This is a genomic window from Paraburkholderia flagellata (assembly GCF_021390645.1).
Taxonomy (GTDB): domain Bacteria; phylum Pseudomonadota; class Gammaproteobacteria; order Burkholderiales; family Burkholderiaceae; genus Paraburkholderia; species Paraburkholderia flagellata.
On sequence record NZ_JAJEJT010000004.1, the window covers coordinates 1,118,434 to 1,143,170 of the forward strand.

Consider the following 24,737-nt stretch of genomic DNA (forward strand, 5'->3'; position numbering starts at 1 on the left):
TCGATCAAACCCATGCCTGTCTATATCGCCCTTCTACGCGCCGTGAATGTCGGCGGAACCGGCAAGCTCCCCATGTCCGAACTTCGCGACATGTGCGAAGCGCTCGGCTTCACGCACGTGCGTACCTATATCGCGAGCGGCAACGTGGTGTTCGAGAGTCGGCTCGCCGAAGCAACGGTGAAAAAGAAACTCGAGGAGAACCTGGACGCTTATGCGGGCAAGCCCGTTGGAGTAGTGGTGCGTACGGCGACGGAATTGGCCGCGGTGCAGCAAGACAATCCTTTTCCCGCTGCCGCGCCTGATCGCACTGTCGCCATCTTTCTCGACACGCCGCCGCCTGCTGACGCACTCGACAATGTGAGCGGCCAGAACGCGGAAGAATTCCGCCTGGGTACCCGCGAGATCTATGTGTTTTACAAGGACGGCATCGGGCGGTCGAAGCTCAAAATCGCCGCGGCGAAGGCTGGAACGTCACGCAACATGAATACCGTGGCGAAGCTTCTGGAGATGGCGCAAGCGTGACCTCCACTTGAATCGCGCTGCACACAGCTCTTCAACAATCCAGAGAAAAACCAATGATTACCTGCTACCTGCGTTACGTAATCGATCCGTACCAGCTCGAAGAATTCGAAACGTACGCCAGAATGTGGGTTCCACTCGTCGAAAAGTTCGGCGGCACGCATCACGGCTACTTCCTGCCTTCCGAAGGCGCCAACAATATCGCGCTCGCACTCTTTTCGTTTCCGAGTCTCGCAGCCTATGAAACGTACCGCGCCGATTCGATGAAGGACGCCGAGTGCCAGGCCGCATTTCGCTATGCCGCCGATACACGTTGTATCGTGAGTTACGAGCGGAGTTTTTTCAGGCCGGTGTTGTCGTAGCGGGCACTGCACAAGCGCTACGCATCACCCCCTGCCCGTCGCGGTAGCCAATGCCTGCTGCTGCGTCTCCCGATTCGCCAGCCCCGGATCGCCCACGCTCGTATCGTGCAGGCGATCCGGAATGAACAGCGCCGTCACGCCGCTCAGGAAAAACACCGCGCCAACCACAAGAAAGCCCATGCCGATCGAAAACTGCGTGGCGATATAACCGATCACGACAGGCGCCGCGCCCGAACAAAAACGCCCCACGTTATACGAGCCGCCAACAGCCGTGCCGCGAATGCGCGTTTCGAAGCTCTCCGACATGAACGTGCCAATCGTGCCCAACGGGACGCCATACAGAAAGCCGAACACGAGCATCAGCCACCCAATGTTTTCGCGGGTGTGGAAAAGCACGATGACGGGCAGAAAGACGGCCGCGCCGATACAGCCCAGCACATACACACCACGTCGGCTCCAGCGGTCGCCCAGCCAACCCGCCACGATCTTGCCGATGAACGCTACGACCCACGTCGCGGTCATGTACCCCGTCATCGAGCTGAATTTGATGTGCAATTCGCTCTCCAGATACGTGGGCAACCAGTTGTTCAGGCCGTAGAACCCGGAAAGCGCGAACACGGAAGCGAGCGACCAGAAGATGAACATCCTGCGCGCCTGGCGATCCGCGAAAATCAATGCATAGCGGTTGTCGCGCCAGCGGCGGCCGCTCGGGCGAGCCGCAGCCTCGCTCATGCGCCAGCTCGGCGGCTCTGGCACGAAGAAGTGAATCGCCACCGCGAGCACCACAGGCGCCGCCGCCACATAAAACAGCATGCGCCAGCCATAGTGCGGCAGGATCCAGGTGCTGAGCGCGATCACGGTAATATAGCCTGCCGAAATCGCCGTTTGCAGCACGCCGAGTATCAGCGAGCGCCGCGCCATGGGCACGTATTCCGCCACGAGCGTGCTTACCAGCACCATGCAGCCAATACCCATCGAGCTGATGAAGCGCACGACCGCGAATTCGAGGAAGCTGTGCGTGAGACCGAGCAGGCCCGCGCCCACCGAGAACAGCATCATCGCCCAGACCACCACGCGCACGCGCCCGAATGAGTCGCTCGCCCAGCCGCCAAGAATCCCGCCAATCGCCATGCCAAGGAGTGTCAGGCTGCCGAGCGCGCCCGCCTCGACGTTGGTCAACCCGAATTCGTTCTTGATGCGCGTGAGCGTGAGGCCGTACATCACGACGTCCGCGCCGTCCACCAGCAGCGCGAGATAGCCAAGCGCGAAGACGAGCAACCATCGGTTGGCGTTTCCTGCGGATGTCGTTGTATTCATCAACAAAGGTCCTGCAATCAGGGGCTTGAATGGGCTGCAAAAGACATGCCGTGCGCAACAAGCGCAGGCGCGAGAAACGCGCCGAGCAGCAGCCCCGTTTCCTCGTGTTGCGACGTGTACCAGCCTTCCACATGCGTGAGGTTCATCGTCCCGACACAACGGCCGTTGTAGGCAACCGGTATGTTGAGAATCGAGCCGAGCCCCATCGCCGTCATCACCGCGTGATCATCGAAGGCGTCGCGCAGCCCTTGCGGCGTCGTGGCGCGAAACGGTTCGAGGTCCGAAAGAATGCGTTGCGCCCACGGTGTGCCGCTTTTCTTCTTGCGCCCGCCCGATGGGTAGACGTCCGGCATGTTCGTAAACACGCGCTCCACTTCCTGGTTGCCGGCGTCGTAGGCCATGATCGTGAAGAGCCGAAAGCCGATGGCTTCGGCAGCGACGGCACACACCTCGCGGAAAATGGCATCCGGCTGCCCGGGCTGGCGAATCACGCGCGAAAGGCGCGCGAGATCGGCGATTTCGCGCTGCAGCGCATAGGGTTCGTTCACGAGGGAAAGAGGCGTTTGCATGGGACGTATGGGAGTAAGCATCGCGCGCGCTCAGCCTCGCAGCCCGTCGCGGGCTAGCGGCTTGTGCGCATCGAAGGCCGCCTGCGCGCCGCTCGCTTCAATGTCTTCGAGCGAGCGGTTGCGGGTTTCGATGCCAAGGAAGAACACGACGCAAGCGCCCGCCAGCAGCACCGCAGTCGTCATGGCGAACACGCCGAAAAAGCCGAATGCCGGATACACGAGTCCAACCAGAATGGGCGCGCTCACCGAGCCGATGCGGCCGAACGACGATGAAGAGCCCGTGCCGGTCGTGCGCACGGCCGTAGGAAAGACTTCTGGCGTATAGGCATAGACCCCAGCAAACGCGCCATTCATAAAAAACGAGAGACACACGCCCGCCACGGTGATCTGCACGCCCGTATGCGAGAAAGCCAGCGCAATCGCGGCGAGGCCGCCGAGCGTCATGTAAGAGGCCACCACGCCTTTGCGGCCAATACGCTCATTGAGCCATGCTGCCGAGAAATAGCCTGGAATCTGCGCACCGTAGATGGCAATCGAATAGCCGAAGCTCTTCGTGAGCGTCAATCCTTCCTTGACGAGCAGGCTCGGAATCCACGAGAAGAACGAGTAGTACGCGAAGGCCACGGAGAACCACATCAGCCAGCTCACGGCCGTCGTGCCCACGAGCCGGCGCGAGAACAGCGTCAGCACGTTCTGCAGCGCACCGCCGCTGCCCTGAGCTGAGGCGGGAATCGCGCCTGGCGAGCCAGGCGGCGCCAGCGCAATGCCCTCTTGCTCGTAGCGCGCCTCGATGGCCCGCACGATGGTGTCGGCTTCGGCGGAGCGTCCGCGGCTTTCGAGCCAGCGCGGCGACTCGGGCAGCGTTCTGCGCCACCAGAGCAGCATCACCACCGGCAGCGAGGTCAGTACGGCGAGATAGCGCCAGCCATCCGCAAAATTTCGCACGACGGTGTAGCCGAGAATCGATGAACTTAGATATCCGAACGACATGAAACCGACGAGCGCGCCACAGAACATGCCGCGATAGCGACGCGGAACGAATTCGGCAAGAAACGGTGCGATCACGACCGTTTCCGCGCCCGAGCCGAAACCCGCGAGCATGCGCAGCGCGAAAAACGTGTGCCAGTCGTGCGCGGTGGCGCTCGCCATGGATGCCGCGCAATAGATTGCCAGCGCGCTCATCATGATGCGGCGGCGGCCGATCACGTCGGCCAGCACGCCGGAAAGGAACGCTCCGAAAAAATAGCCGATATACGTGCTGCTCGCGACAAGTCCCGTTTGCGCGCTCGTCAATTGCCAGAGCTTGCTCACGACCGGCAGCAGGAAGGCAAGCGACGACGAGTCCAGCCCGTCGAACATATACCCGAGCCCGCCGATCAGCAGCAGTCTGCGATGGAAGCCCGCGAGCGGCAGTCTTTCGAGTCGGGCGGCGACGTTGGACATGGTGGATCGGTTCCAGTTGAGCGTGGCGCGTGTTCAGCGGCCGATCGCATAAGCCTGCATCTGGCGCGGCGTGGCCGCGCCGCGCATGAGGCCGTTGCGGATGCCCACCGCGCATACGCGCCCGAGTCCCCACGGTTCGGCGACGGTGAGGTCGTGGCCGCGCGAGCGCAACGCGGCGAGCGTGGCTTCGGGAAAGCGCGACTCGGCCGACATCTTGCCAAGCTGCATCGAGCGCGGATAGAACGAGCCCGGGAAATGCGCGGTCTGGAACGAGGGGGCGTCCACGGCAGCCTGCAGATTCATGCCCGCATGCACGTGACGCAAAAACAGCTGCATCGACCACTGATCCTGCTGATCGCCGCCCGGCGTGCCGAACGCGGCATACGGCTTGCCCTCGCGCGTGACGAGCGTGGGAGACAGCGTCGTGCGTGGACGCCGGCCCGGCCCGAGCGACGAAGGCAGACCCTCTTCCATCCAGAACATCTGCGCGCGCGTGGTGACGTTGAAGCCGAGGCCCGGCACCGCGGGCGACGCCTGCAACCACCCGCCCGATGGCGTGGCCGACACCATGTTGCCCCAGCGATCGACGACGTCGAGGTGCACAGTGTCGCCGCGCAATTCGGGCAGCGGCGCGAACGTCGGCTCGCCCTGACCGAAACCGCCCGGCTGCTGCCGCCCGGCGTTCGCGAAAATGCGCGCCGCGCGTGCTTCGCTGTCGAGCAGCGGGCCCGGACGGAATTCGAACGAGGCCTTGTGCGGATCGACAAGACGGCGGCGCTCGTCGTTGTAGGCGTCGCTCAGCAGCGTCTCCATCGGAACGTTCGCAAAGCGCGGATCGCCGTAAAACACGTCGCGGTCGGCAAACGCGAGCTTCGACGTTTCGATGACCGTGTGCACGAAATCCGGACCGAACGGATCCATGGCATCCAGATCGAAGCCCCTGAGCAGCGCGAGCTGCTGCAGGAACATCGGCCCCTGCCCCCACGGCCCTGTCTTGTGCACACGCAGGCCCGCGTAGTCGTACGAGAGCGCTTCCTCGTAAGTGGGCTCCCAGCGCGCGAGATCGTCTGCGTTGAGCAGGCCACGATTGCGGCGGCCCGAGGTGTCGAGCACGTCGGTCGAGCGGAAATACTGGTCGATGGCGTCGGCCACGAAGCCGCGGTAGAACGCCGAACGCGCAAGTTCGCACTGCTCGGCGCGGTCACTTTTCGCGCTCGCCTCGCGCAGGATGCGGCGGTACGTGGCCGCAATGGCGGGATTCGCGAACAGCGCGTTCGGTGCGGGGGCGTCGCCGTTGCGCAGCCACTGCTCGGCGGAGGTCGTCCATTCGCTGAGAAAGAAGTCTTTGATCGCGAGAATCGACGCGCACATGCGCGGCAACACCGGATAGCCGTTCTCCGCATAACCGATCGCGTAGCTCAGCACGTCTTCCAGCGGCAGTTGCCCGTAGTCGCGCAGCATCGTCATCCACGCGCCGAACGCGCCCGGCACCACGGCGGGCAGCAGGCCGGTGCCCGGCACGACTTCGAGCCCGAGCCCGCGCATGCGCTCGATCGTCATGGCCGCGGGCGTCACACCCTGGCCGCACAATACGCGCACGCGGTCTTCTCGCGCGCTGTAGAACACGACCGGCAACTCGCCGCCGGGACCGTTGAGATGCGGCTCGACGATCTGCAGCACGAAGCCGGCGGCGGCGGCCGCGTCGAAAGCATTGCCGCCCTTCTCGAGCACCGCCATCGCCGACGCGCTGGCGAGCCAGTGTGTGGACGCCACCATCCCGAAGGTCCCGATCAGCTCGGGACGCGTTGTGAACGACATCTTCCACTCCCTGTGCGAAAGACTCGACTTGCGGTCGAACCATTTGCGATTGGTTCCAAAACCTCTCACGATCAGCTTACGAAGGAAGATTATTGGCTGCACCCGGTGTTAACCCTGAAATTCCGCCTGTTATGCCCGGATTTAGTCCATCCTCCAGATCTCGCGGTTTGCGCGTCTCAGTTCGGCTGCTAGAATCGAACCAATTCATCTTGGTTCGCATCGCACCATGAAAAGGTCCGCGCTCGACAGCCTGCTTGCCTACATTGCTCAACACCGGTTGAAGGACGGCGACGCGTTGCCTCCCGAGCGCAAGCTCGCCGAGGACCTGGGCGTGAGCCGCCGCGAACTGCGCGCGGCGCTTGCCTCGCTGGAGGCGTCTGGCCGGATCTGGCGCGGTGTGGGGCGCGGCACCTATCTTGGGGCGCGGCCGCTCAAGTTCGCGCCCACGCTGCGCGGCCTGCGCTCGCGTACGAGCCCGGCCGATATCGCGGAGATGCGCCTCATGTTCGAACCGGCGTTAGCCGGTCTCGCCGCGGCAAAGGCCACCCCCGAGGATCTGACCGAACTGGAGAAGTGCGCAAAAAGAAATGCGACGGCGAAAAACGATGAGGAGTGGCAACTATGGGACCAGCGCTTTCACCTGCTGATCGCACAGGCCTCGCGCAATCCCGCGATCATTGCCCTTATGGAAGTGATCAACGGCATGCGAGTCAAGCCAACCCAGCGTGAAAAGACCACGGACCAGGCCACGCGCCATCATTTCGCGCAGCAGCACCAGTCCATCGTCGATGCGATTCTCGCCCGCGACGGCGAAACCGCCGCGCGCTGTATGCGCGAGCATCTGCTGAAAGTGCAGGGATACGGCTCGCCGCATTGACTATGGAGATGCCAATGCCCCCCGCGCTCACTTCACTGCGGAAGCGGCAGCCTTGCACGTTACGGCATCCTGATCACCTGTGCCACCGCTGCAGCCAATCGCACCGATCACCTTGCCGTCCTCGACTAACGGAAAGCCGCCGGGCGAAGCCACGAGACCCTGGTCGAGCGTAGCAACATAGGCATGACCGCTCTCGAACTGGTTATAGAAAACGCGCGTCTCCCGGCGAAAGCGCGCGGAGGTACGCGCCTTGTTCTGCGAAACCTCGACGGAGGCATATTGCGCGCCATCCATGCGCTCGAAAGCGACGAGATCGCCATGCGGATCGACCACGGCAATGTTCATTTTCCAGTCGTGCTTGCGCGCCTCGGTTTCAGCGAGCGCAAGCAGATGCTTCGCCGCATCGAGCCCGATAGGCGAACCGTAAGGAATGTCGTAAGGCATGCGCTCAGGCACGGCAGCCGTCGGCGGCATGGAAGCTGACGTTTGAGCCTGCACAGAGGTTACAAAGACAAGACAGGCTGCGCCTGCGATCTGAACAGAGTGATGCATCGCACCCTCCATCGTCGGCGGGCCCAAGGCGTTATGCGCGTTCAGCCCTCGCCAACGACCATACTCGCGCCATACGCTGTGTGCAAGGCCGATGAATCAGCCCTCCTTACCATCGGCACGTGGCGCGATGAGCCAGCCGGCGTAGCGATAGCAATATGCCGCGAACGCAACGACCCAGCATGCACCCGAAGCCTCGATCCAGAACGTGAGCCACTGCGGCGCAAGCCATGGTCCCACCACGCGAATCAACGCTGCGATCACGAGCAGCCCATAGCAGGCGATATCGAAGCCGCCCGCCACCAGCTTGCGGCCCGTATGTCCGCGCGCCGTGCGCGTGATCATCGCCATGATCGCGCAGCCGATAGCGCCTACCGTGAACGCGTGTATGGCAAGTGTATGCGCGACGAAACCCAGAGCGGCGAGCGCAAGCAGCACGAAGCCAATGGGTATCCATGCATAGGCGATGTGCAGGATGGTCAGGATCGGCCGGTTGCCGACCCGCCACGAACGCCAACCCCAGATCCGCGCGCCTTGCGCACACGCCGCCGCAAGCGCGGCTAGCGCCACGAGCACGCCGGAGCCGAGCGCGGCGTCGAGCACGAACGCCAGCGCGCTGAGCGGCAGCACCGCCCGCTCGACCGCATGCCAGCGCTGCGCCGTATAGCCAGGCACGGCGTTAGCCGTGAACGACGGAATGACGCGCCCACCGATGATCGTGATGAACAGCACCAGCATGCCCACCGCGAGGTAGGCGCTGTGCAGCGCCCAGTCCGCGCGCCCGGCCAGCATCGAGAGATGGAACGCTACGTTCAGTGCGGCGAGCATGCCGAGCGCGACCGGCAGAAAGATGTTGTGGCTGTTCTTTGCGCGGATGAGCACGCGCAGCAACACGAGCGCGCACGCGGGGAGAAAGATGCTATCCACCACGGCGGCGACGCCGGGCGTCGCGTAGGCAACGGTGATACGCCCCGCGAGCCACAACAGCCAGAGCGCCGCCAGCGACTTGCCCTGAGCAGGCGTGACTGACGTCCACGCGCGCACGGCGGTCAGAAGAAACCCCGCCACGATCGCTGAGCCGAAACCGAAAATCATCTCGTGCACGTGCCAGAACATGCCCGGAAGGTATGAACTGAGACCCGGCAACGGATGGCCTGCATACGCGGCCATCCAGGCCAGCAGCGCCGCGCCGCCAAATAGCGCGCCGCCAAGATAAAACGGCCGGAAGCCGAGCGCCCACAGCGCGAAACCACTGCGAGCCGCAGGGGTGGGCTCTTCGATTCGAAAGACGGTCATGATCGCACTCGCCAATACATTCACTTTCAATGCATCTTATATGGACTGGGCGAGAAATACCGCCGAAAACTGAAACCGCGATGTAATGCCGCAGTTCCGAATCTGGCCTCTCCTGGTGCAGCGCGAGGCGCGCCAATGCGTGTTTATACGTTATCAAAGGTCTCACTAGAGATTCGAAAGAGGCCGGCCTTGATTCAATTAGGATGCCAAATCAATAGAGCTTCGATCATTATTTCGGCCTTCCTCAATTCGCCAATAACACGCACCACGCGTGCCAATTCGCTCCCTCAAGCAATTTGCATAAAACCCATCATTTGGGATTCCAGATGATCAGTGTTTACACGAATGGGTTATGGGGCCGTTCTTTTCATAATATCAATGCACTAAAAGCGGCGGTACGAGACTACTCCACAGGAGGCACCGTGACGGGCATCCGACTGAGCGGCGTAACGAAGCGGTATGGCGAAACCGAGGTGATCACCGGCCTCGACCTCGACATTCAATCCGGTGAGTTTCTTGTCTTCCTCGGCCCCTCGGGCTGCGGGAAATCCACTTTGCTGCGCATGATCGCCGGGCTCGAAACCGTGAGCGACGGCCAGATCAGCATCGGCGAGCGGCGCGTGAACGAACAGCCGCCGGGCAAGCGCGGCGTGGCGATGGTGTTTCAGCACTACGCGCTCTACCCGCACATGACCGTGTACGACAACATGGCGTTCGGCCTGCGCAACACGGGCGTGAGCGCGAGCGAAGTCGACCAGCGCATCAACGAGGCTGCGCGCATGCTCGAACTCAGCCCGCTGCTGCAGCGCCGCCCCGCACAGCTTTCCGGAGGCCAGCGCCAGCGCGTCGCCATCGGGCGCGCCGTCGTGAAGGAGCCCGAAGCGTTCCTGTTCGACGAACCGCTCTCCAACCTCGACGCCGCGCTGCGCACCCGCACGCGCCTCGAACTGGCGCGCATTCATCAGCGCCTGCACTCCACCATGGTGTTCGTCACGCACGACCAGGTGGAAGCGATGACACTCGCCACCCGCATCGTCGTGATGAACCGCGGGCGTATCGAGCAGATCGGCGCGCCGCTCGATATCTACAAGCGGCCCGCCACGCGCTTCGTCGCGGGCTTCATCGGCACGCCTGCCATGAACTTCATCGACGTCGAGCGCGTTGGCGACAACGGCGGACGGCTGATCGCCGGGCTGCCGTTCGACGGCGTGCAGACGCCAACGGCCATCGCCACAGCGAGCCTGCCAGCGGGCAAGCTCACGCTGGGCGTGCGCGCCGAACACGTGCTGCTGGACCCGCAAGGGCCGTTGGTTGGCCGCGCCGAAGTCATCGAGCGACTCGGTGATCGCTCGCTCGCCCATGTGAGCATGCCCAACGGTCAATTGCTCGTGGCCGAGTTGCCGCGTGCACGCGAACTCGATATCGAAACCGGTGACACGATCCGCATGAGTCTCGACGCGGCGCACCTGCATGTGTTCGACGAAACCGGCAAGGCGTGGCATGGCCTCTAACCGCTCGCTAGCCATGCCGCTGCCGAAAACGCGCGAGGGCCGGCGGCGTAACCTGCGCGCGCCATGGTCCAACGCGCTGTTCGTGCTGCCGTTCTTGATCGTCTACGTGCTGTTGCTGATCGTTCCGTTGTGCTTCGGCTGGTGGCTCAGCCTGCAACGCGTGGACCTGCTCGCCGGCACGAGCGAGTTCATCGGTATCCGCAACTATCTCGACCTCGCGCTCGACCCAATTTTTCGCGGTGCACTGCGCAACACGTTCTACTTCGTCATCCTCACAGTCCCCGTTTTCGTGTTGCTTGGCCTGGCGCTCGCGCTGGTCCTGAACCGCCCCGGCCGATTCGGCGCCGCGCTGCGCGCGCTCTTTTTTGGCTCCTCCGTGTTATCGGTCACAATCGTCACGCTGGTCTGGAAGCTCGTGATGATGCCCGGCAACGGCCTGCTCGCCGACATGAGCCACATGCTCCATTGGCCGGAATTCGTTCCGCTGATGCACGAGGCCACCGCACTGCCCGCCATCGCCGTCGTCACGGTCTGGTGGATCATGGGTCTGCCGATGATGCTTTTTCTAGCCGCGCTCCAGCAGATTCCGCAAGAGCTTTATGAAGCCGCGGCGCTCGACAGCGCCTCGCGCTGGCGCACGTTCACGAAGATCACGCTGCCTTCCATCTGGCGCACCGTCGCGCTCGTGGCGGTGATCGAAGCGGTGCTGCAGTTTCAGTTGTTCGGCCAGGCCCAGTTGCTCACGGACGGCGGCCCTAACAATTCCACGCGCCCGCTCGTGCAATTCATCTACGAAACCGGCTTCCGCCAATGGTCGTTCGGCTATTCCGCAGCAGCAGCGCAAGTGCTGTTCGCGCTAATGCTGATCGGCGTCGTGGCACAGGCCTGGCTTCTGCGCAAGAAGGAGAACGCATGAGCACGCTCGCATTCGAAACGCGCTCGCGCGGCTCGCTAACGGGCCGCATGGGCGACCGCCTGATGCTCGGCGCCGTGGTTGTGCTCGCGCTGCTTTGGATCACGCCGCTCGTCTGGGTGCTGTGCCTCTCGTTCAAACCTAATGCGTTCCTCGAGCAGCACACCGACGTGCTCTTCTCACCGCCCTTCACGCTGCAGAACTACACGAACATCCTCAACACCTCGGCGGTAGGCGGATGGCTCGTCAACAGCCTCATCGTTTCGATCGGTCAGACATTGCTCACGCTCGTTATCGCCTCGCTCGCGGGCTATGGCTTCGCGCGCACCGAGTTTCCCGGCAAGCGCTATGTCTATGTGCTCTGCCTTTGCGGACTCGCGGTTCCCGAGCAGGCGCTCGTGATTCCGCTGCATCATATCTTCGCAACGCTCGACTGGCACAACACCTACGGCGCGCTGATCCTGCCGCGCCTCGCCTCGCCGTTCGGCGTGTATCTCATGACGCAGTACTTCAAGGCCGTACCCATCGAGATCGAAGAGGCCGCCTTGCTCGACAATGCTTCGCGCTTCAAGGTGTTCTGGCGCGTCGTGCTGCCGCTTTCGCTGCCAGCGCAAGCCACGCTCGCCATCTTCACGTTTCTCAGTGCGTGGAACGATTATCTGTGGCCGCTCGTATCCGCATCGAAGCCCGAGATGTACACGCTGACGATCGGGCTCGCCTCCACGCAAGGCAATTTTGCACAGTCCGAGGGCATTGGCTATCTCATGGCACAGGCTGTTTTCGCTGGCTTGCCCATCTTCGTGCTGTATCTGTTCTTCCAGAAGTACATCGTGGCGGCCGTGGCCGGCACCGCAGTTCGGTAGGCGGCAACCCGAGCTACGCTTCGGTGGGTCGTGCTTTATTCTTTATTAATTCGTAGTGCATATAAAACGATCCATTGGGAGCGTGAACCGCGCGCCCGCGGGGTCTTCCACAGGAGAGAGACATGAGAAGATCGATGGTGCGAGGCGTACTTACGCTAGCTGTGCTCGGCCTTGCGGCAAGCTTGACAGCGCCGGCCCAGGCCAAAACCGAAATCACGTTGTCGCGCTTCTTCGGCGCTTGCGACGCCGAGTACGGCAAGGTCAACGACGTGAGCCAGGCCTCGGGCGAGTGCGGCATCATCACGACGCTCGTGAACCAGTTCAACGCGACGAACAAGGAAGACATCGTCGTCAAGCCGCAGATCATCGAGTGGTCGCCCTACTATACGCAAATCGACGCGCGCATTCTGAGTCGCGACGTACCGACCATCTCGGTCATGCATGAGGCCGTGCTGGGCGACTACGTGAAGCGCAATCTGGTCGAACCGCTCGACGACGGCTTCAAGTCGGTGGGCGTGGACACGAACGACTTCACGCCCCAGGCCCATCGCGCCGTGACGTTCGGCGACAAGACCTATGCGCTGCCGTTCGACACGCATTCGTGGCTCTGGCACATCAACGTGAACCTGTTCAAGAAGGCGGGTCTCGTCGATGCGAGTGGCAAGCCCATCCTGCCGAAAACGCCCGACGAACTCCTCGCACAGGCGAAGCAGTTCAAGGACAAGACTGGCTTGCCTTATTTCGCAGTGCCGATCGCCAATGAATCGGCCGCGCAAACGCGCACGTTCGACACCTGGGTCTATCAGCAGAATGGCACGCTGTTCCCCAATGGCCCGACGAAGATCGATATGCACACGCCGGCCGCCACCAACGCGCTCACGCTCTACGACAAGCTCATGAAGGCGTCTGCGATCACGCCGGGCCTCGACTATGGCGCGGCCAACCAGGCCTTTGAGAACGGCAAAGCGGGCGTGCTCATGTGCGGCACGTGGATGATCGAGGACTTCACGAATCTTGCGAAGAAGCCTGACTCCCCGCTTGCAAACGGCTACGACGTGGTGCCGTTCCCCAATCTGTACCAGAAGAAAGCAGTCTGGGCCGACGGCCACTCGTGGGTCATGCTCAAGGGCGGCGCGAAGGACGAGAAGACGCGCCGCGCCGCGCTCGTGTTCCTCAAGTTCCTTTACGACCACGACGGCGACTGGGCGCGCACCGGTCACCTGCCCGCACGGCAGTCGATCATCACGAGCGCCACGTTCAACGCGCTGCCGCATCGCTCGGAGATCAAGGAGATCTCGACCACCGGTTACGCGCTGCCGAACACGGTGCCGCGCCAGTTCGCGATCCAGCAGATCGTAGGTGAAGAGATCAGCAACATGCTCTCGACCGGCAAGTCGGTCGCCGACGTGCAGAAGGAAGCCGACCAACGCACCAACGCCCTGCTCGCACGATAACGTCATCAGGAGGTCCGCGCCTGCACGGCGCGGCCGCCTCACTTCACACCGCTACAGGATGGATAGAGGAACACCATGATCGCTTCCCGCCTCATCGTCGATCGCGACTTCGTCATTTCCGAACTCGACCGGCGCCTGTTCGGCGTCTTCGTCGAGCACATGGGCCGCTGCGTCTACACCGGCATTTTCGAGCCCGGCCATCCGGACGCCGACGAGCGCGGCTACCGCAAGGATGTGATGGCGCTCACGCGCGAACTCGGCCCGACGATCGTGCGCTACCCTGGCGGCAACTTCCTCTCGGGCTACAACTGGGAAGACGGCGTGGGTCCGCGAGAAAAGCGTCCGCGCCGGCTCGATCTTGCGTGGTACTCCACCGAAACCAACCAGTTCGGCACGAACGAATTCATCGAATGGTGCCGCTCGCTCGACATCGAACCGATGTACGGCGTGAACCTTGGCACGCGCGGCCCCGACGAGGCGCGCCGCTTCGTCGAATATTGCAATCATCCGGGCGGCACGGCGCTTTCCGACCTGCGCCGCGAGCACGGTTATGAAAAGCCCCACGACATCAAATTCTGGTGTCTCGGCAATGAAATGGACGGCCCATGGCAAATCTGCCGCAAGACCGCCGAAGAATACGGGCGCGCCGCGCTCGAAACGGCCAAGCTGATGCGTTCGGTCGACCCCACCATTCAGCTCGCCGCGTGCGGCTCCTCCACGCACGAAATGCCCACCTATGGTGCGTGGGAGGACCGCGTGCTCGACCATTGCTTCGAGCAGGTCGATTTCATTTCGCTACATACTTACTTCGAGAACCGTCGCGACTCGACCGCCGAATTCTTCGGCAATATCGAAGTGATGGATCTGTTCATCAAGGAAATCGTCTCGGTGGCCGACAGCGTGGCCGCGCGCAAGCATTCGTCCAAACGCATCATGCTTTCATTCGACGAATGGAATGTCTGGTACAAGGCGCGCACCATCAACGACCTGCGCAAGCCGGGCTGGCCCGAGGCGCCGCGCCTCATCGAGGAGGTCTATAACCACGAAGACGCACTGGTGGTGGGTGGCGCGCTCATCACCATGATGAACAATTCGGACCGCGTGAAGACGGCCTGTCTCGCGCAACTCGTCAACGTGATCGGGCCGATCATGACGGAGCCAGGCGGCCGTGCGTGGCGTCAGACCATCTTCCATCCGTTCGCACAGGCCTCGAAATTCGGCCATGGCCGCGTGCTCAAGCCCGTAATCGATTCACCCACCTATGAAGCGGAAACCTTTCCGGAGATCCCGTATCTTTGCGCAGCCGTGGTGGACGATCGCGCCACGGGCACGACGACTATCTTCGCGCTCAATCGTCACCTGAGCGACGAAATGGAACTCAATGTCGAACTGCGCGGACTCGGCAAGGAACGTACGCTCGATCACGCGCTCGAGTTGTATCATGCCAACATGAAAGCGGTGAACACGGTGGAGGCGCCGACGACGGTGGCGCCCGCAGTCAACAACGCCGTGTCGGTCGAGGGGGAACGCGTGCGCGCGAAGCTCAAGCCGGGCTCGTGGAACGTGATTGTGACGACCGCCCGATAACACAGCACGGACACGCTGTGCACGACGTCCATGAAGGGGAAGTGATGTTCGAGCGCGAACCGATCGTTGGCAATATAACAACGCAGATCGCCAAGATTATCGGCATGCGCGTGGTCTCGGGCGAGTTCGCGCCCGGCGACGCGCTGCCGGTCGAAAGCGAGCTGTGCAGCGCCTACGGCGTGAGTCGAACCACGCTGCGCGAAGCCATCAAACAGTTGGCGGCCAAACGTCTCATTGCCGTTTCACCCAAAATTGGCACACGTGTCCTGCCCTTCTCCGACTGGAACCTGCTCGACCGAGACGTACTCGCGTGGCGCCTCAACGCGCAGTTCGACTCCAAGATCGTCGAGGACATATTCGAAATGCGCATCTGCTTCGAGCCGCGCGCAAGCTTTCTCGCCGCGCGCCACGGCAAGGAAGAGACCTTTCAGATCATCGAGCGCCGCTACCTGGAATTGGCAAACGCATACGGCCAGTCCGCCCAGCATGGCGCCTCCGACAATCGCGCGGCCGCCGACGCGAATCTCGAGTTTCATCTCGCCATCATCACGGCCTCGCAGAACGGCATGTTCATTACGATCGGCAACGCGATCAAAGCCGCGTTGCGCGTGTCGTCGGAAATGATGCAGCGCCAGGCCGCAAAGCCGAGCGAAGACCTCGAACTGCACGACGCCGTCCGCCGGCATATCGTGGCGCGCGAAGCCGACGCGGCAGCGGCTGCCATGACGCGCCTGCTCGAACAGTCACGCGACCGGATCCTGCGCTATACGATCGCGCCTTGACGGCCGTCGATGCGCGTTCGCGCGCTGTACTCGCTTTGTGCTGATCCCACCACTCACCGCTATGCACGGCTTGCGCGCCGCCGCTACCCGTGCGCACCCTGGTCGGCGCCCCCTTCCGGCCACTATGCAGAAATCGTCACGAGTAGAACCCTAATCGACCAAGACGCGCCAATTTTCGCTACCTAGACTGCATTCGCCGATCTCGCCACGCTTCGCACGCCAGCGTGAAGCTCAGAGGCGCGTTCGCAACAACTCAAGATCGCACTCGCCGGCACTGAAGCACGCAATGTCCGGCATTGCCCAACATGCACCTGAGGGGAAGTGAAAAGTGAAATTGAAGGTAACGCACTCCGCACTCGCAGCCGCCTGGGTATTTTCATGCGCCGCCGCACACGCCGATGTCGTCAAGATTGGCTTTGCCGCGCCGCTCACGGGCGCGCAGTCGAACTATGGCACTGACATGCAAAAAGGCGTGCAACTGGCCATCAACGATTTCAACGCCACGCATCCCACCATCGGCGGCAAGCCCGTATCGTTCGAACTCGACTCGCAGGACGACCAGGCTGACCCGCACACGGGAACCGTGGTGGCGCAACGCCTGATCGACGATGGCGTGAGCGGCATCATCGGCCACTTCAACTCGGGCACCAGCATCCCTGCATCCGATCTGTACAACCGCGCCGGCTTGCCGCAGATTTCGATGGCGACCTCGCCGGTGTATACGGCACGCGGCTACAAGACGACGTTTCGCCTGTTGACGAGCGACGCGCAGGCCGGCCGCATTGTCGGCTCCTATGTCGTGAAGACGCTGCACTACAAGCGCATTGCGATCATCGATGACCGCACTGCATACGGCCAGGGCATTGCCGACGAGTTCGCGAAGGCGGTCGAGGCAGCCGGTGGCACCGTGGTGAAACGCGACTACACGAACGACAAGGCGCTGGACTTCTCTGCAATCCTGACGAATCTGAAGGGCATGAACCCGGATGCGGTGTTCTATGGCGGCGGCGACGCGCAATCGTCGCCGATGATCCGCAAGATGCGCCAGCTTGGCATCAAGGCGGCGTTCGTGACCGGCGAAATGTCGCGCTCACCCACCTTCCTGAAGATCGGCGGCAGCGCGGCCGAAGGCGCGATCGTGTACATGGGCGGACTGCCGAAGGAAAAGATGCCCGGCTTTGCCGGCTACGCTACGCGCTACAAGGCGCGCTTCGGCGAAGACCCCATCACGTACTCGCCGTACTCGTACGACGGCACGATGGCGCTTCTCAACGCGATGAAGGACGCGAACTCGACCGATCCGAAGGTCTATGGCCCGTACCTCGACAAGCTGTCGATCAAGGGCGTATCGGCTGCGACGATTTCGTATGATGCGACCGGCGACCTGAAGGACGCGCCCGTGACCATCTACAAGGTCCAGCATGGCGATTTCAAGCCAGTCGACACGATCGCGGGAAATTGATCTCTTCGCGGGTCCATCAAGGACCCGCTGAATCCGCACTGACTGGTCCTCGCCATCAGTGCGGATTGCCTCCAGTGCCAGATCACTCCCGGCCACTGACTCGCGACCTTGATACGACCTCGCCGTATGCCCGTAATCGGGCATGGCTGTTGCGCCCACGCCGATACGTGGCGATACCGCCGCATATCGAAAGCGAAGGGAGACAGTCATGAGGCAAACCGTATTGGGCGTCTACGACAGCTATGGGAGCGCACGTTCCGCGCAAAAAGCGCTAGGCGACGCAGGGGTTGCGCAAGCCGATATCGCCATTTACTCGATGTCGGTCGAGGCCCCCCTGGAAAAAGGGCCGCGAGTCTACGCGCCTGGCGCGGGCGATGCGGGGCAACACACACCGGTATTCGATCAACTCGAACGCTTGTTCGCGCGACTCTTCAAGCACGGTGCGTATCCTCCGGAGACCGAAGATTACCGCGAGTTCATTCGCCGCGGCGGATCGGTCGTCAGCGCGGACGTTTCCGAAATGCAAGTGAATCTGGCGCGCGAAGTGATGCGCAGCACGGGCGCAGCGGATATCGAGGAACGCAGCAGTGCCTGGCACAACGCTTCGTCGCGTACTGCGTCCTCCAAGCGCACGACCCGCGCGTCCGACGATTTGCGCGACACATCGCCCGAAGCGGCGGCGCAAACACGGCACGCGGCGTATGCTTCGGCAGCGCCGACCGTGGCCAGTGGCATGCAGCAGGTCACAACGCGCGCGAGCACAACTGCGCCCGAAACGACCGCGAGCGCGGCCAGAGCGCAGCAGACATCGACGAGGGGCCTCGTGGGTGATCCTGTCATGGGCACCCCGATCGACGACGCTGCCTACGAGACCGAAATCCGCAAGGACTACGAAGCAAACTACGCGGACTCCGGCATGTCCTACGACGAATATTGCGCAGCTTACGAGCACGGCGCAACGCTCAGGCAAGACGAACGGTATCGCGGACACGACTGGCAAGGGGTCGAGCCGAGCGTTCGCGAGGATTGGGAGTCGCGTTACCCGGAAAACGGCTGGGAAAGATTCAAGGCTGCCGTCCGCCACGGCTGGGAGCGCATAAAGGGCGTTTGAGACCGTCTCCTTCCACCTGCTTACACATTCCCAGGCTGCCGACCTGAGCGGCCTGGGAACACGCGCGCTCAATTCACTTTCTTCGCCGTCCTCTCCCCATGCGGCGCGAGCAAATCGCGCTTGAGGATCGTCTTCCGGTCCAGCCCAAATCATGGCGCCATCCACGGGTCCCCGTCGTGTTCGCGCCACTCAATCTTGCACATTCGTATACCTCTGGAAGGACTCGTAAGCGATTGGCCAAAGGCCACGCTGATTCTTGCTTCATGCAAGCCCTCTGGAAGCGAAGATTTGCCTCGCCGCTCGCCGATTGCCCCCCGATCGGCGTAAGGCGGGGCGCGCTTCCCCCTTCTCGGCGCGCCCCTTCTTTTTTGTTCCATTGCGCCAAGGAGGCCCTTCATGACCAGCCCTATCGGTTCGAGCAGTATCGCGCACACGTCCTCGTTGACGTCGCTGGGCGAAAACCGCAGCACCAAGAACTCCAGCACGGATAGCACCGCCGGCAACCCCTTTCCCCAGCAGGAAACCGTGCACCCGGCCGCACCGGTCGGTCCGCTCGGCCACAACATCAATACCTCGGCATGACCACTTCGCCGTTACGGGAGACGCCGGCGCAGCGCGCGCCCATGTGCCTGACACCACGGTTGTCAACGCATCTGGCGCGCGCCACGTCGGCGATTGCCCTCGCCTGCCTCGCCCTGCCGCTCGACGGCTGTGCCGTGGCGGCCTTTCCATGCCGGGTCGCATCGGCCACGCTCAAGATCGTGCCGTTGGTCGGCCACCCGGCAGCCGTGCCGTTCGACGCGTGCGCGGCGGCGGTCGACTGATCGAGGTCCAGCCGATGAAACGGGCGCCACTGATCGCTTTCGCTTTGAGCGCGGCATACCTGGCCGCGCCGCTCTCGCCCGCGCATGCGGACACGCATTTCGAAGGGCGCGTGCAACCGTACGTCGCGCCGAAGGCCACCGCCCCAGCGCAATCGACTATCGCGTCGAACGCGGCGAGCGTAGTGGATACCGCGATCGCGTCGCATGCGGCGAGCGCGGCAAAACCGTCGGCGCCGATCGCGAAAAAGCGGCGGCCGGCGTTCGATGCATCGGCCACCCGAGCGCGCGTTCCGGCGCCGGACGACTCGCCGTTCGCGTTTCGCGGCATTGCGCTCGGCACGCCGCTGAGCGCGCTGCGGCAAACGGACATGGTGCGCGCGACGCCCCACGAGAGCGAGTTGCTTTGCGAGACCGACGTCGCGGGCAGCGACATCGGCATGATGGTCAAGAGTTACACGAGCCTCACTGTGGCTTGCCGGTGGGCGCACCACACGGCGCAAGGCTGGACGCCATCGCGAGCCGTAGTGGACGGCGTGCCCGCGGTCGACCATATCCTGCGCTTTGCGCACGCCTCGGCCGGCGACCCGCTGCGTCTTTATGAAATGTCGTTCGTCGTGGATTCGACAACGGCCTTCGACCTGCGCAACCTGCTCGCGTCGCGCTACGGCGCACCGCGCGTGCTCGGCGCACCGTCGCTGCCACTGCTCGTGTGGGAGAACGCCTTGAGCACGATCACCATCTGCCTGCTGCCCGACAGCGATCGCGCGACGCTCACGTATCTGCTCAAGCCCGCCACGCTGCGCGCCAAAGGCAACGAGAAGACGCTCAAGCTCAGCCAGTTCGACGAAGGCTGAAACGGAACACGTCAACCGGCCGCCCGGACGAACTCAACGAATCCGCCGAATTCGCCACATCCGATGAATCACCCTCGCACCCGCCCCTTCGCCATGCCATTCGTTCAATCGGAATCCTCAATTTCCAGCGCATGCCGCACGACTCGCTCGAAAGGCGCGGCGTACGCGTTGCTGTGCGCATCGCTCGCCACGGCGCTCGCTGGCTGCGCGACGCCGGAGTCGATCGTCAATACGCCCATGACACCGCCGCTCGCGGAACCGCTGCTGAACGTCAACACGAGCGGCGCGATCTATCAGTCGGGCACCGCCATCTCGCTGTACGAGACTCCGCGTGCGCAGCGAATCGGCGACGTGCTCACGATCCGGCTTTCTGAAACCTATAGCGGCAATGATGTCGCGAGTGCCGCCGCCAAGCGCGACAGCAACATCACGGCCACGGCCGCCGACCAGTCGACCGGCGCGGCGGCGCGGCTCGCGCGCCTGTTCAATATCGGCTCGGCGTCGACCTCGTTCAACGGGAGCGGCAATCACTCGCTGTCGAGCGACATGACCGGCACGCTGGCCGTCACGGTCATCAGCAAGACGCCTACGGGCAATCTGGTGGTCTCGGGGGAGAAGATCATTGCGATGAGCGGTGAGCATCAACGCCTGCGGCTTTCCGGGATCGTCAATCCGAATGACGTGGAAGCCGATAATTACGTTGAATCAGGGAAGATCGCCAATGCGCGCATCGAGCAGGTTGGGCACGGATTGCTCAACGATGCGACTACCGTCGGCTGGTTGCAACGTATGTTTCTTAGCGTGCTTACGTTTTGAGTCTCTTTTTCGTGATTCCTGGCCGCTTTGGCCTTTCCTTGTTTTCAAGGAAAGGCCAACGATGTTCAAGCGGCCGCCAAACGCTCAGTTTTCCTCATCATCAGGCATTTCGCCTTCAAGCTCATCGGCGTATTCACCGCTGTCTTCATCCGCATGCTCACGGGCATGTTCACCAAAGCGCTCGGCGAAGCCAACTTCACCATCAGGCACGAACACATACCCGTGCCCCCACACCGTCTGAAGATAGCGCGGCTCGGAAGGATCGGTTTCGATCAGGCGCCGCAAGCGCCAGATCGCCACATCGAGACTGCGATTGCGATACCGCCCCGCCTCCCCATACACGATTTCGATAATCCGCTCGCGCGAAAGAATCGTCATCGAGTGATTGACGAACAGCTTGAGGAACGCGAATTCGCTAGACCGCAGCGGCATGCGGACTTCGTCGCGATACAACTCTCGCGAACGGAAATCGAGTTCAAAGGGGCCGAAGCGAAACGATTCGCGGCTTTCCGGCGCACCCGTGAGGTTCGAAATGCTGCGCCGGCGCATGACCGTTCGAATGCGCGCCACCAGCTCGCCCGGATCGAACGGTTTGCCCACGTAGTCGTCGGCGCCAAATTCGAGACCCAGCACGCGGTCGATCACTTCATTGCGCGCGGTGAGCATGATGACCGGCAGGTCATCGCCGCTTTCGCGCAAGGCGCGCAGCGCGCTGATGCCATCCACTTCCGGCATCATGATATCGAGCACGACAACCTGCGGCCGCTCGGAGCGCAGCCGCTCCTGCATCGCACGCACGGAAGGCAGCGTCGTGACGGTAAAGCCACGCATCTGCAGATATTCGGCCGTGACGTCGCGCACGACCGGATCGTCGTCGACGAGAAAGATATTATTTGCCATGCGTAAATCGTAAGGGACGAGAACGAGCCGGTACAGGCCCGCAGCCTTACCAATCCTTTCCCGCGCGTCGCGCGGGCACCAGATTTACTGGTCGCTCGAAGCGGACTGGAATGAATTGCCCAATTGCGTCTGGTCGACCACCATGCTGTCCACCAGCCCCTTGAGCTTCACCGCCGCACTCGAATAGCGGTCGGTGCCGAGGCCGCGCACTTCGTAACGCGCGGTAACGGCGATATGGTTGTGCATGAAGATCGTCAGATTGATCGTCGAAAGATAAGCCCTGCTTTCGTCGCTGAACGTCGGTTTGCCGAATTCGATCGACGCGTTATACACGAGACGTCCTTCGCAACTCACCGGCTCGGTTCCGGCGCCATAGACGTCCGAAGTCACACCGCGCTGCGCGAGCACGAGCTGCAGCGATGGCACGAAATCTCCCGATGTGACCATGGGATTGTTCTCGATACAGATCGAGCTGAGATTGACCGGCCGGCCCGTCACGAATTTAGGCGAGGAGTAGTTCGACGCGACCGCGTAACCCGCCTGAATCACGGAGCCAGTCGCATCGGCCGCGGTGATGAGCGTCCATGCGCAGCCGTTGAGCGCGAGCGCCGCGGCGCAGGCAGCGCCGAGTTTCACCGTACGCGCGCTCGCACGGCTGACGTATGACACGATTTCATGTGGCATGGGAGCGGATACCCGATGCGTTGAAAGGCTGCGCGGAACATGACACGCTCCCGGCAGGACTCGTCACGTATGATCGGTGCAAAGCGATGCGCGCGATGGCCGGGACATCGGTCAATGTTGAATGCCACTTTCCACTTCTTCAAAATCCTCCCGCTCAGTAAGGACTTGCACGCGTGCATTGCACGCCTTCTCTACGCAGAGGCACGCGCTACAGGTCGTCAGCGCCCTTTGGCAATTACCGCGCGCTAGGGCGCGTGTAATGTTTCGTAAGCGCTCCTGCATTCTCCCCGCTGAGTGAGACATTGCGGATTCTTCGCCGCGCTATCGTTCTCACCGCAGTTCTCACTGCGGTTGGCACTGCGGCACCTCGCGCCTTAGCGACGCCGGACGAGCCACACGCTGCTCCCGTCTTTCTCCTATTTCAACATCATCATGCCTGCCATGAACCGAGAACCGAAAATCCGTCGCGCCCCCTTCTTCAAGCGCGGCCTGAACGCTGCTGCGATCGCGCTATTCGCGTCGCTCGCTGGCTCGCCGTTCGCGCACGCTGCAAGTTTTCACTGCCCGCGCGACGCGTCGGCGTCCGAGCGCCTCGTGTGCAACGATCCGACGCTCTCCGCGCTCGACGACAAACTGGCCGCGCTCTATCGCAGCGCGTTCGACGCGACCACCGACGCGACCGCGCTCGAAGCCGACCGCGTGAGCCAGTGGCAATGGCGCCAGCACAACTGCAAGGACAAGGCGTGCGTGACGGACTGGTACGACCGCCGTATCGCAGAACTCGAAGGCGATCTCAAGCATGGCAAGCAGGCTGCCGTGCGGCGCGTGCAGGAAGGTGTCGTGGATCAGCACCTCGCCCCTTCCGCACAGGACGCCGTGCTCGAAATGCACGGCATCCCGCCCGCACCGAAGGGCGATAACGCAGCGGCCGCACCCTCTGCGGACAACGCGAAAACTGCGAAGAAAGCGGGCGCGAAGGTCGCGTCCGCCGAAACCAATGCGCCGTTGCACCTGCAAAAGATGCCGAGCGGCGTGGCCGCCGACGCACGCCAGACGCGTCTCGCGCAAGCGCACGCGCATCATCTGCCGCCCAAGGATGCCGCATCGGCCAGCGACGTCTCGGTGACGACCGCGAAAATGGCCGGCGCGAACTCGGCATTCGCGAAAGCGGCAGGCATGGCGTCCATCGACGCGCCGCCCGTTCAGCCCGCGAGCCCCGCAGCCAACGACGCGGCAGCAAAGCCTGCGGACCAGGCGAGCGCACAGCAAAGCGTGGGCGCACTCAACTGCGCATCCGTTGCATCGACGGAGCCCGCGCACGCGACGCAAGCGTCCATCGAGCAAGGCACCGTCGCCCTGAAGTAAGGGGCCATGTAAGCTGCGGCAAGAAATCTGCGGTCGCGCGCTGTTCTGCCGGTTGTCGATATCAAATAAAATGAGGCGATGAGTCCACACGTTCTCATCGTCGACGACGATCCGGTCGTGCGCGATCTCCTCTCCGGCTTTCTTCGAGCCAACGGTTTCGAAGCCTCGGTCCTCCACGACGGCACGCATCTCGGCGCGCGGCTGGAACGCGAGCGGCCATCGGTCGTCGTGCTCGACGTCATGATGCCCCGTACCGACGGCTTGCGCGCCCTCGCCGCGCTGCGCGCGCAAGGCGACGACATTCCGGTGATCTTCGCCTCCGCGCGCAGCGCGGTGGGCGACCGCATAGCCGGCCTTACGCTCGGCGCCGACGACTATGTCGCGAAGCCTTTCGATCCCCAGGAACTGTTGCTGCGTATCCAGACCGTGCTGCGCAGGCGCGGCAACGGACCCGCGGGTGCGCCTGTAGCGCGCGAACGTTACCGCTTTGGGGCTTTCGAGCTCGATTTCATGGCGCGCACGCTCGAACGCGACGGCAAGCGCGTGCCGTTGCGCAGCAGTGAGTTCGTGCTCCTGAAGATTTTCACGGAGCATCCCTATCGCGTGCTTTCGCGCGTGCTGATTCACGATCTGCTGCACGCTGACGGCCTCGAATTTCATGAGCGCAGCCTCGACGTGCCGGTCTGGCGCTTGCGCCGCGTGATCGAAGACAATCCTGCGCAGCCGCGCTACGTGCAGACCCTGCGCGGCAAGGGTTATGTGTTCGTGCCGCAGAGCGGGGTCGGCATCGAAGGCAACGTAGAGGACCTCACTGCGAATTTCACCGCAGACGACAGCGGCCACAGCACGACCGCGTAATTG

At 62.8% G+C, this 24,737-nt stretch carries 25 protein-coding genes; 17 read left to right on the top strand and 8 right to left on the bottom strand.

Features of this window, described 5'->3' with window-relative positions; translation table 11 throughout:
* Positions 1 to 12 precede the first annotated feature (12 nt).
* Positions 13 to 522 (top strand): DUF1697 domain-containing protein, encoded by a 510-nt coding sequence (locus L0U83_RS35615; protein WP_233888842.1) that lies wholly within the window; start codon positions 13 to 15, stop codon positions 520 to 522.
* A 53-nt stretch (positions 523 to 575) separates the two neighbouring features.
* A complete protein-coding gene (locus L0U83_RS35620; protein WP_233888844.1) occupies positions 576 to 881 on the top strand; it encodes an NIPSNAP family protein in 306 nt (101 codons plus the stop codon).
* Between the two features lie 24 nt (positions 882 to 905).
* Here L0U83_RS35620 and L0U83_RS35625 read toward each other — a convergent pair whose 3' ends face one another.
* The 4 genes from L0U83_RS35625 to L0U83_RS35640 are packed head-to-tail and all read right to left on the bottom strand — an operon-like array spanning position 906 to position 6,028.
* Positions 906 to 2,198, bottom strand: a complete 1,293-nt coding sequence (locus tag L0U83_RS35625; RefSeq protein WP_233888845.1) for an MFS transporter — start codon at positions 2,196 to 2,198, stop codon at positions 906 to 908.
* A gap of 17 nt (positions 2,199 to 2,215) precedes the next feature.
* Positions 2,216 to 2,767 carry a GAF domain-containing protein gene (locus L0U83_RS35630; RefSeq protein ID WP_233888846.1) on the bottom strand — a complete coding sequence of 184 codons (552 nt, stop codon included), beginning with the start codon at positions 2,765 to 2,767 and terminating at the stop codon, positions 2,216 to 2,218.
* A gap of 30 nt (positions 2,768 to 2,797) precedes the next feature.
* Positions 2,798 to 4,210, bottom strand: a complete 1,413-nt coding sequence (locus tag L0U83_RS35635; RefSeq protein WP_233888847.1) for an MFS transporter — start codon at positions 4,208 to 4,210, stop codon at positions 2,798 to 2,800.
* A 33-nt stretch (positions 4,211 to 4,243) separates the two neighbouring features.
* Entirely contained in the window at positions 4,244 to 6,028 is a 1,785-nt protein-coding gene (locus L0U83_RS35640) for a gamma-glutamyltransferase family protein (RefSeq protein ID WP_233888848.1), read from the bottom strand.
* A 226-nt stretch (positions 6,029 to 6,254) separates the two neighbouring features.
* Here L0U83_RS35640 and L0U83_RS35645 point away from each other — a divergent pair, with 226 nt between their 5' ends.
* The gene (locus L0U83_RS35645) at positions 6,255 to 6,905 is read left to right on the top strand and encodes a FadR/GntR family transcriptional regulator (RefSeq protein ID WP_233888849.1); all 651 of its coding nucleotides are present in this window, start codon (positions 6,255 to 6,257) and stop codon (positions 6,903 to 6,905) included.
* A 27-nt stretch (positions 6,906 to 6,932) separates the two neighbouring features.
* Here L0U83_RS35645 and L0U83_RS35650 read toward each other — a convergent pair whose 3' ends face one another.
* Positions 6,933 to 7,379, bottom strand: coding sequence for a GlcG/HbpS family heme-binding protein (locus tag L0U83_RS35650; protein ID WP_233888850.1), 447 nt, complete (start codon positions 7,377 to 7,379; stop codon positions 6,933 to 6,935).
* A 174-nt stretch (positions 7,380 to 7,553) separates the two neighbouring features.
* Positions 7,554 to 8,750: an NnrS family protein gene (locus L0U83_RS35655; protein WP_233888851.1), complete on the bottom strand. Its 1,197-nt coding sequence runs from the start codon at positions 8,748 to 8,750 to the stop codon at positions 7,554 to 7,556.
* Between the two features lie 422 nt (positions 8,751 to 9,172).
* Here L0U83_RS35655 and L0U83_RS35660 point away from each other — a divergent pair, with 422 nt between their 5' ends.
* The 12 genes from L0U83_RS35660 (at position 9,173) to L0U83_RS35715 (ending at position 20,927) form a co-directional block, all read left to right on the top strand.
* On the top strand, positions 9,173 to 10,261 hold the full coding sequence (locus tag L0U83_RS35660) for an ABC transporter ATP-binding protein (protein ID WP_233888853.1): 1,089 nt from the start codon (positions 9,173 to 9,175) through the stop codon (positions 10,259 to 10,261).
* The gene (locus L0U83_RS35665; RefSeq protein WP_233888855.1) at positions 10,251 to 11,177 is read left to right on the top strand and encodes a carbohydrate ABC transporter permease; all 927 of its coding nucleotides are present in this window, start codon (positions 10,251 to 10,253) and stop codon (positions 11,175 to 11,177) included. Before L0U83_RS35660 ends, L0U83_RS35665 begins: the two co-directional genes overlap by 11 nt.
* Positions 11,174 to 12,037, top strand: a complete 864-nt coding sequence (locus L0U83_RS35670) for a carbohydrate ABC transporter permease (RefSeq protein ID WP_233888857.1) — start codon at positions 11,174 to 11,176, stop codon at positions 12,035 to 12,037. Before L0U83_RS35665 ends, L0U83_RS35670 begins: the two co-directional genes overlap by 4 nt.
* Positions 12,038 to 12,159: 122 nt before the next feature.
* Complete coding sequence (locus L0U83_RS35675) at positions 12,160 to 13,491, top strand: extracellular solute-binding protein (protein ID WP_233888859.1); 1,332 nt, start codon at positions 12,160 to 12,162, stop codon at positions 13,489 to 13,491.
* Between the two features lie 75 nt (positions 13,492 to 13,566).
* Positions 13,567 to 15,078 (top strand): arabinosylfuranosidase ArfA, encoded by a 1,512-nt coding sequence (arfA, locus tag L0U83_RS35680; protein ID WP_233888860.1) that lies wholly within the window; start codon positions 13,567 to 13,569, stop codon positions 15,076 to 15,078.
* Positions 15,079 to 15,095: 17 nt separating this feature from the next.
* Positions 15,096 to 15,860, top strand: a complete 765-nt coding sequence (locus L0U83_RS35685; protein WP_233888861.1) for a FadR/GntR family transcriptional regulator — start codon at positions 15,096 to 15,098, stop codon at positions 15,858 to 15,860.
* A gap of 328 nt (positions 15,861 to 16,188) precedes the next feature.
* A complete protein-coding gene (locus L0U83_RS35690; RefSeq protein ID WP_233888862.1) occupies positions 16,189 to 17,322 on the top strand; it encodes a branched-chain amino acid ABC transporter substrate-binding protein in 1,134 nt (377 codons plus the stop codon).
* Positions 17,323 to 17,530: 208 nt separating this feature from the next.
* A complete protein-coding gene (locus L0U83_RS35695; RefSeq protein ID WP_233888863.1) occupies positions 17,531 to 18,433 on the top strand; it encodes a hypothetical protein in 903 nt (300 codons plus the stop codon).
* 396 nt (positions 18,434 to 18,829) lie between these two features.
* Positions 18,830 to 19,015 carry a hypothetical protein gene (locus L0U83_RS35700; RefSeq protein ID WP_233888865.1) on the top strand — a complete coding sequence of 62 codons (186 nt, stop codon included), beginning with the start codon at positions 18,830 to 18,832 and terminating at the stop codon, positions 19,013 to 19,015.
* Positions 19,016 to 19,074: 59 nt separating this feature from the next.
* Positions 19,075 to 19,257: a DUF6726 family protein gene (locus tag L0U83_RS35705; RefSeq protein WP_233888867.1), complete on the top strand. Its 183-nt coding sequence runs from the start codon at positions 19,075 to 19,077 to the stop codon at positions 19,255 to 19,257.
* 14 nt (positions 19,258 to 19,271) lie between these two features.
* A complete protein-coding gene (locus L0U83_RS35710; protein ID WP_233888870.1) occupies positions 19,272 to 20,111 on the top strand; it encodes a hypothetical protein in 840 nt (279 codons plus the stop codon).
* Positions 20,112 to 20,174: 63 nt separating this feature from the next.
* A complete protein-coding gene (locus L0U83_RS35715) occupies positions 20,175 to 20,927 on the top strand; it encodes a flagellar basal body L-ring protein FlgH (RefSeq protein ID WP_233888872.1) in 753 nt (250 codons plus the stop codon).
* 84 nt (positions 20,928 to 21,011) lie between these two features.
* Here the strand turns inward: L0U83_RS35715 and L0U83_RS35720 are convergent, their stop codons facing one another.
* Together L0U83_RS35720 and L0U83_RS35725 are read right to left on the bottom strand one after the other, a co-directional pair.
* Positions 21,012 to 21,827: a response regulator gene (locus tag L0U83_RS35720; RefSeq protein ID WP_233888875.1), complete on the bottom strand. Its 816-nt coding sequence runs from the start codon at positions 21,825 to 21,827 to the stop codon at positions 21,012 to 21,014.
* A gap of 84 nt (positions 21,828 to 21,911) precedes the next feature.
* On the bottom strand, positions 21,912 to 22,496 hold the full coding sequence (locus L0U83_RS35725) for a hypothetical protein (protein ID WP_373321177.1): 585 nt from the start codon (positions 22,494 to 22,496) through the stop codon (positions 21,912 to 21,914).
* Positions 22,497 to 22,952: 456 nt separating this feature from the next.
* On the opposite strand from L0U83_RS35725, the gene L0U83_RS35730 reads away from it, so the two are divergent.
* Positions 22,953 to 23,876, top strand: coding sequence for a lysozyme inhibitor LprI family protein (locus L0U83_RS35730; protein WP_233888877.1), 924 nt, complete (start codon positions 22,953 to 22,955; stop codon positions 23,874 to 23,876).
* Between the two features lie 78 nt (positions 23,877 to 23,954).
* Positions 23,955 to 24,734, top strand: coding sequence for a response regulator (locus L0U83_RS35735; RefSeq protein ID WP_233888878.1), 780 nt, complete (start codon positions 23,955 to 23,957; stop codon positions 24,732 to 24,734).
* Positions 24,735 to 24,737 lie beyond the last annotated feature (3 nt).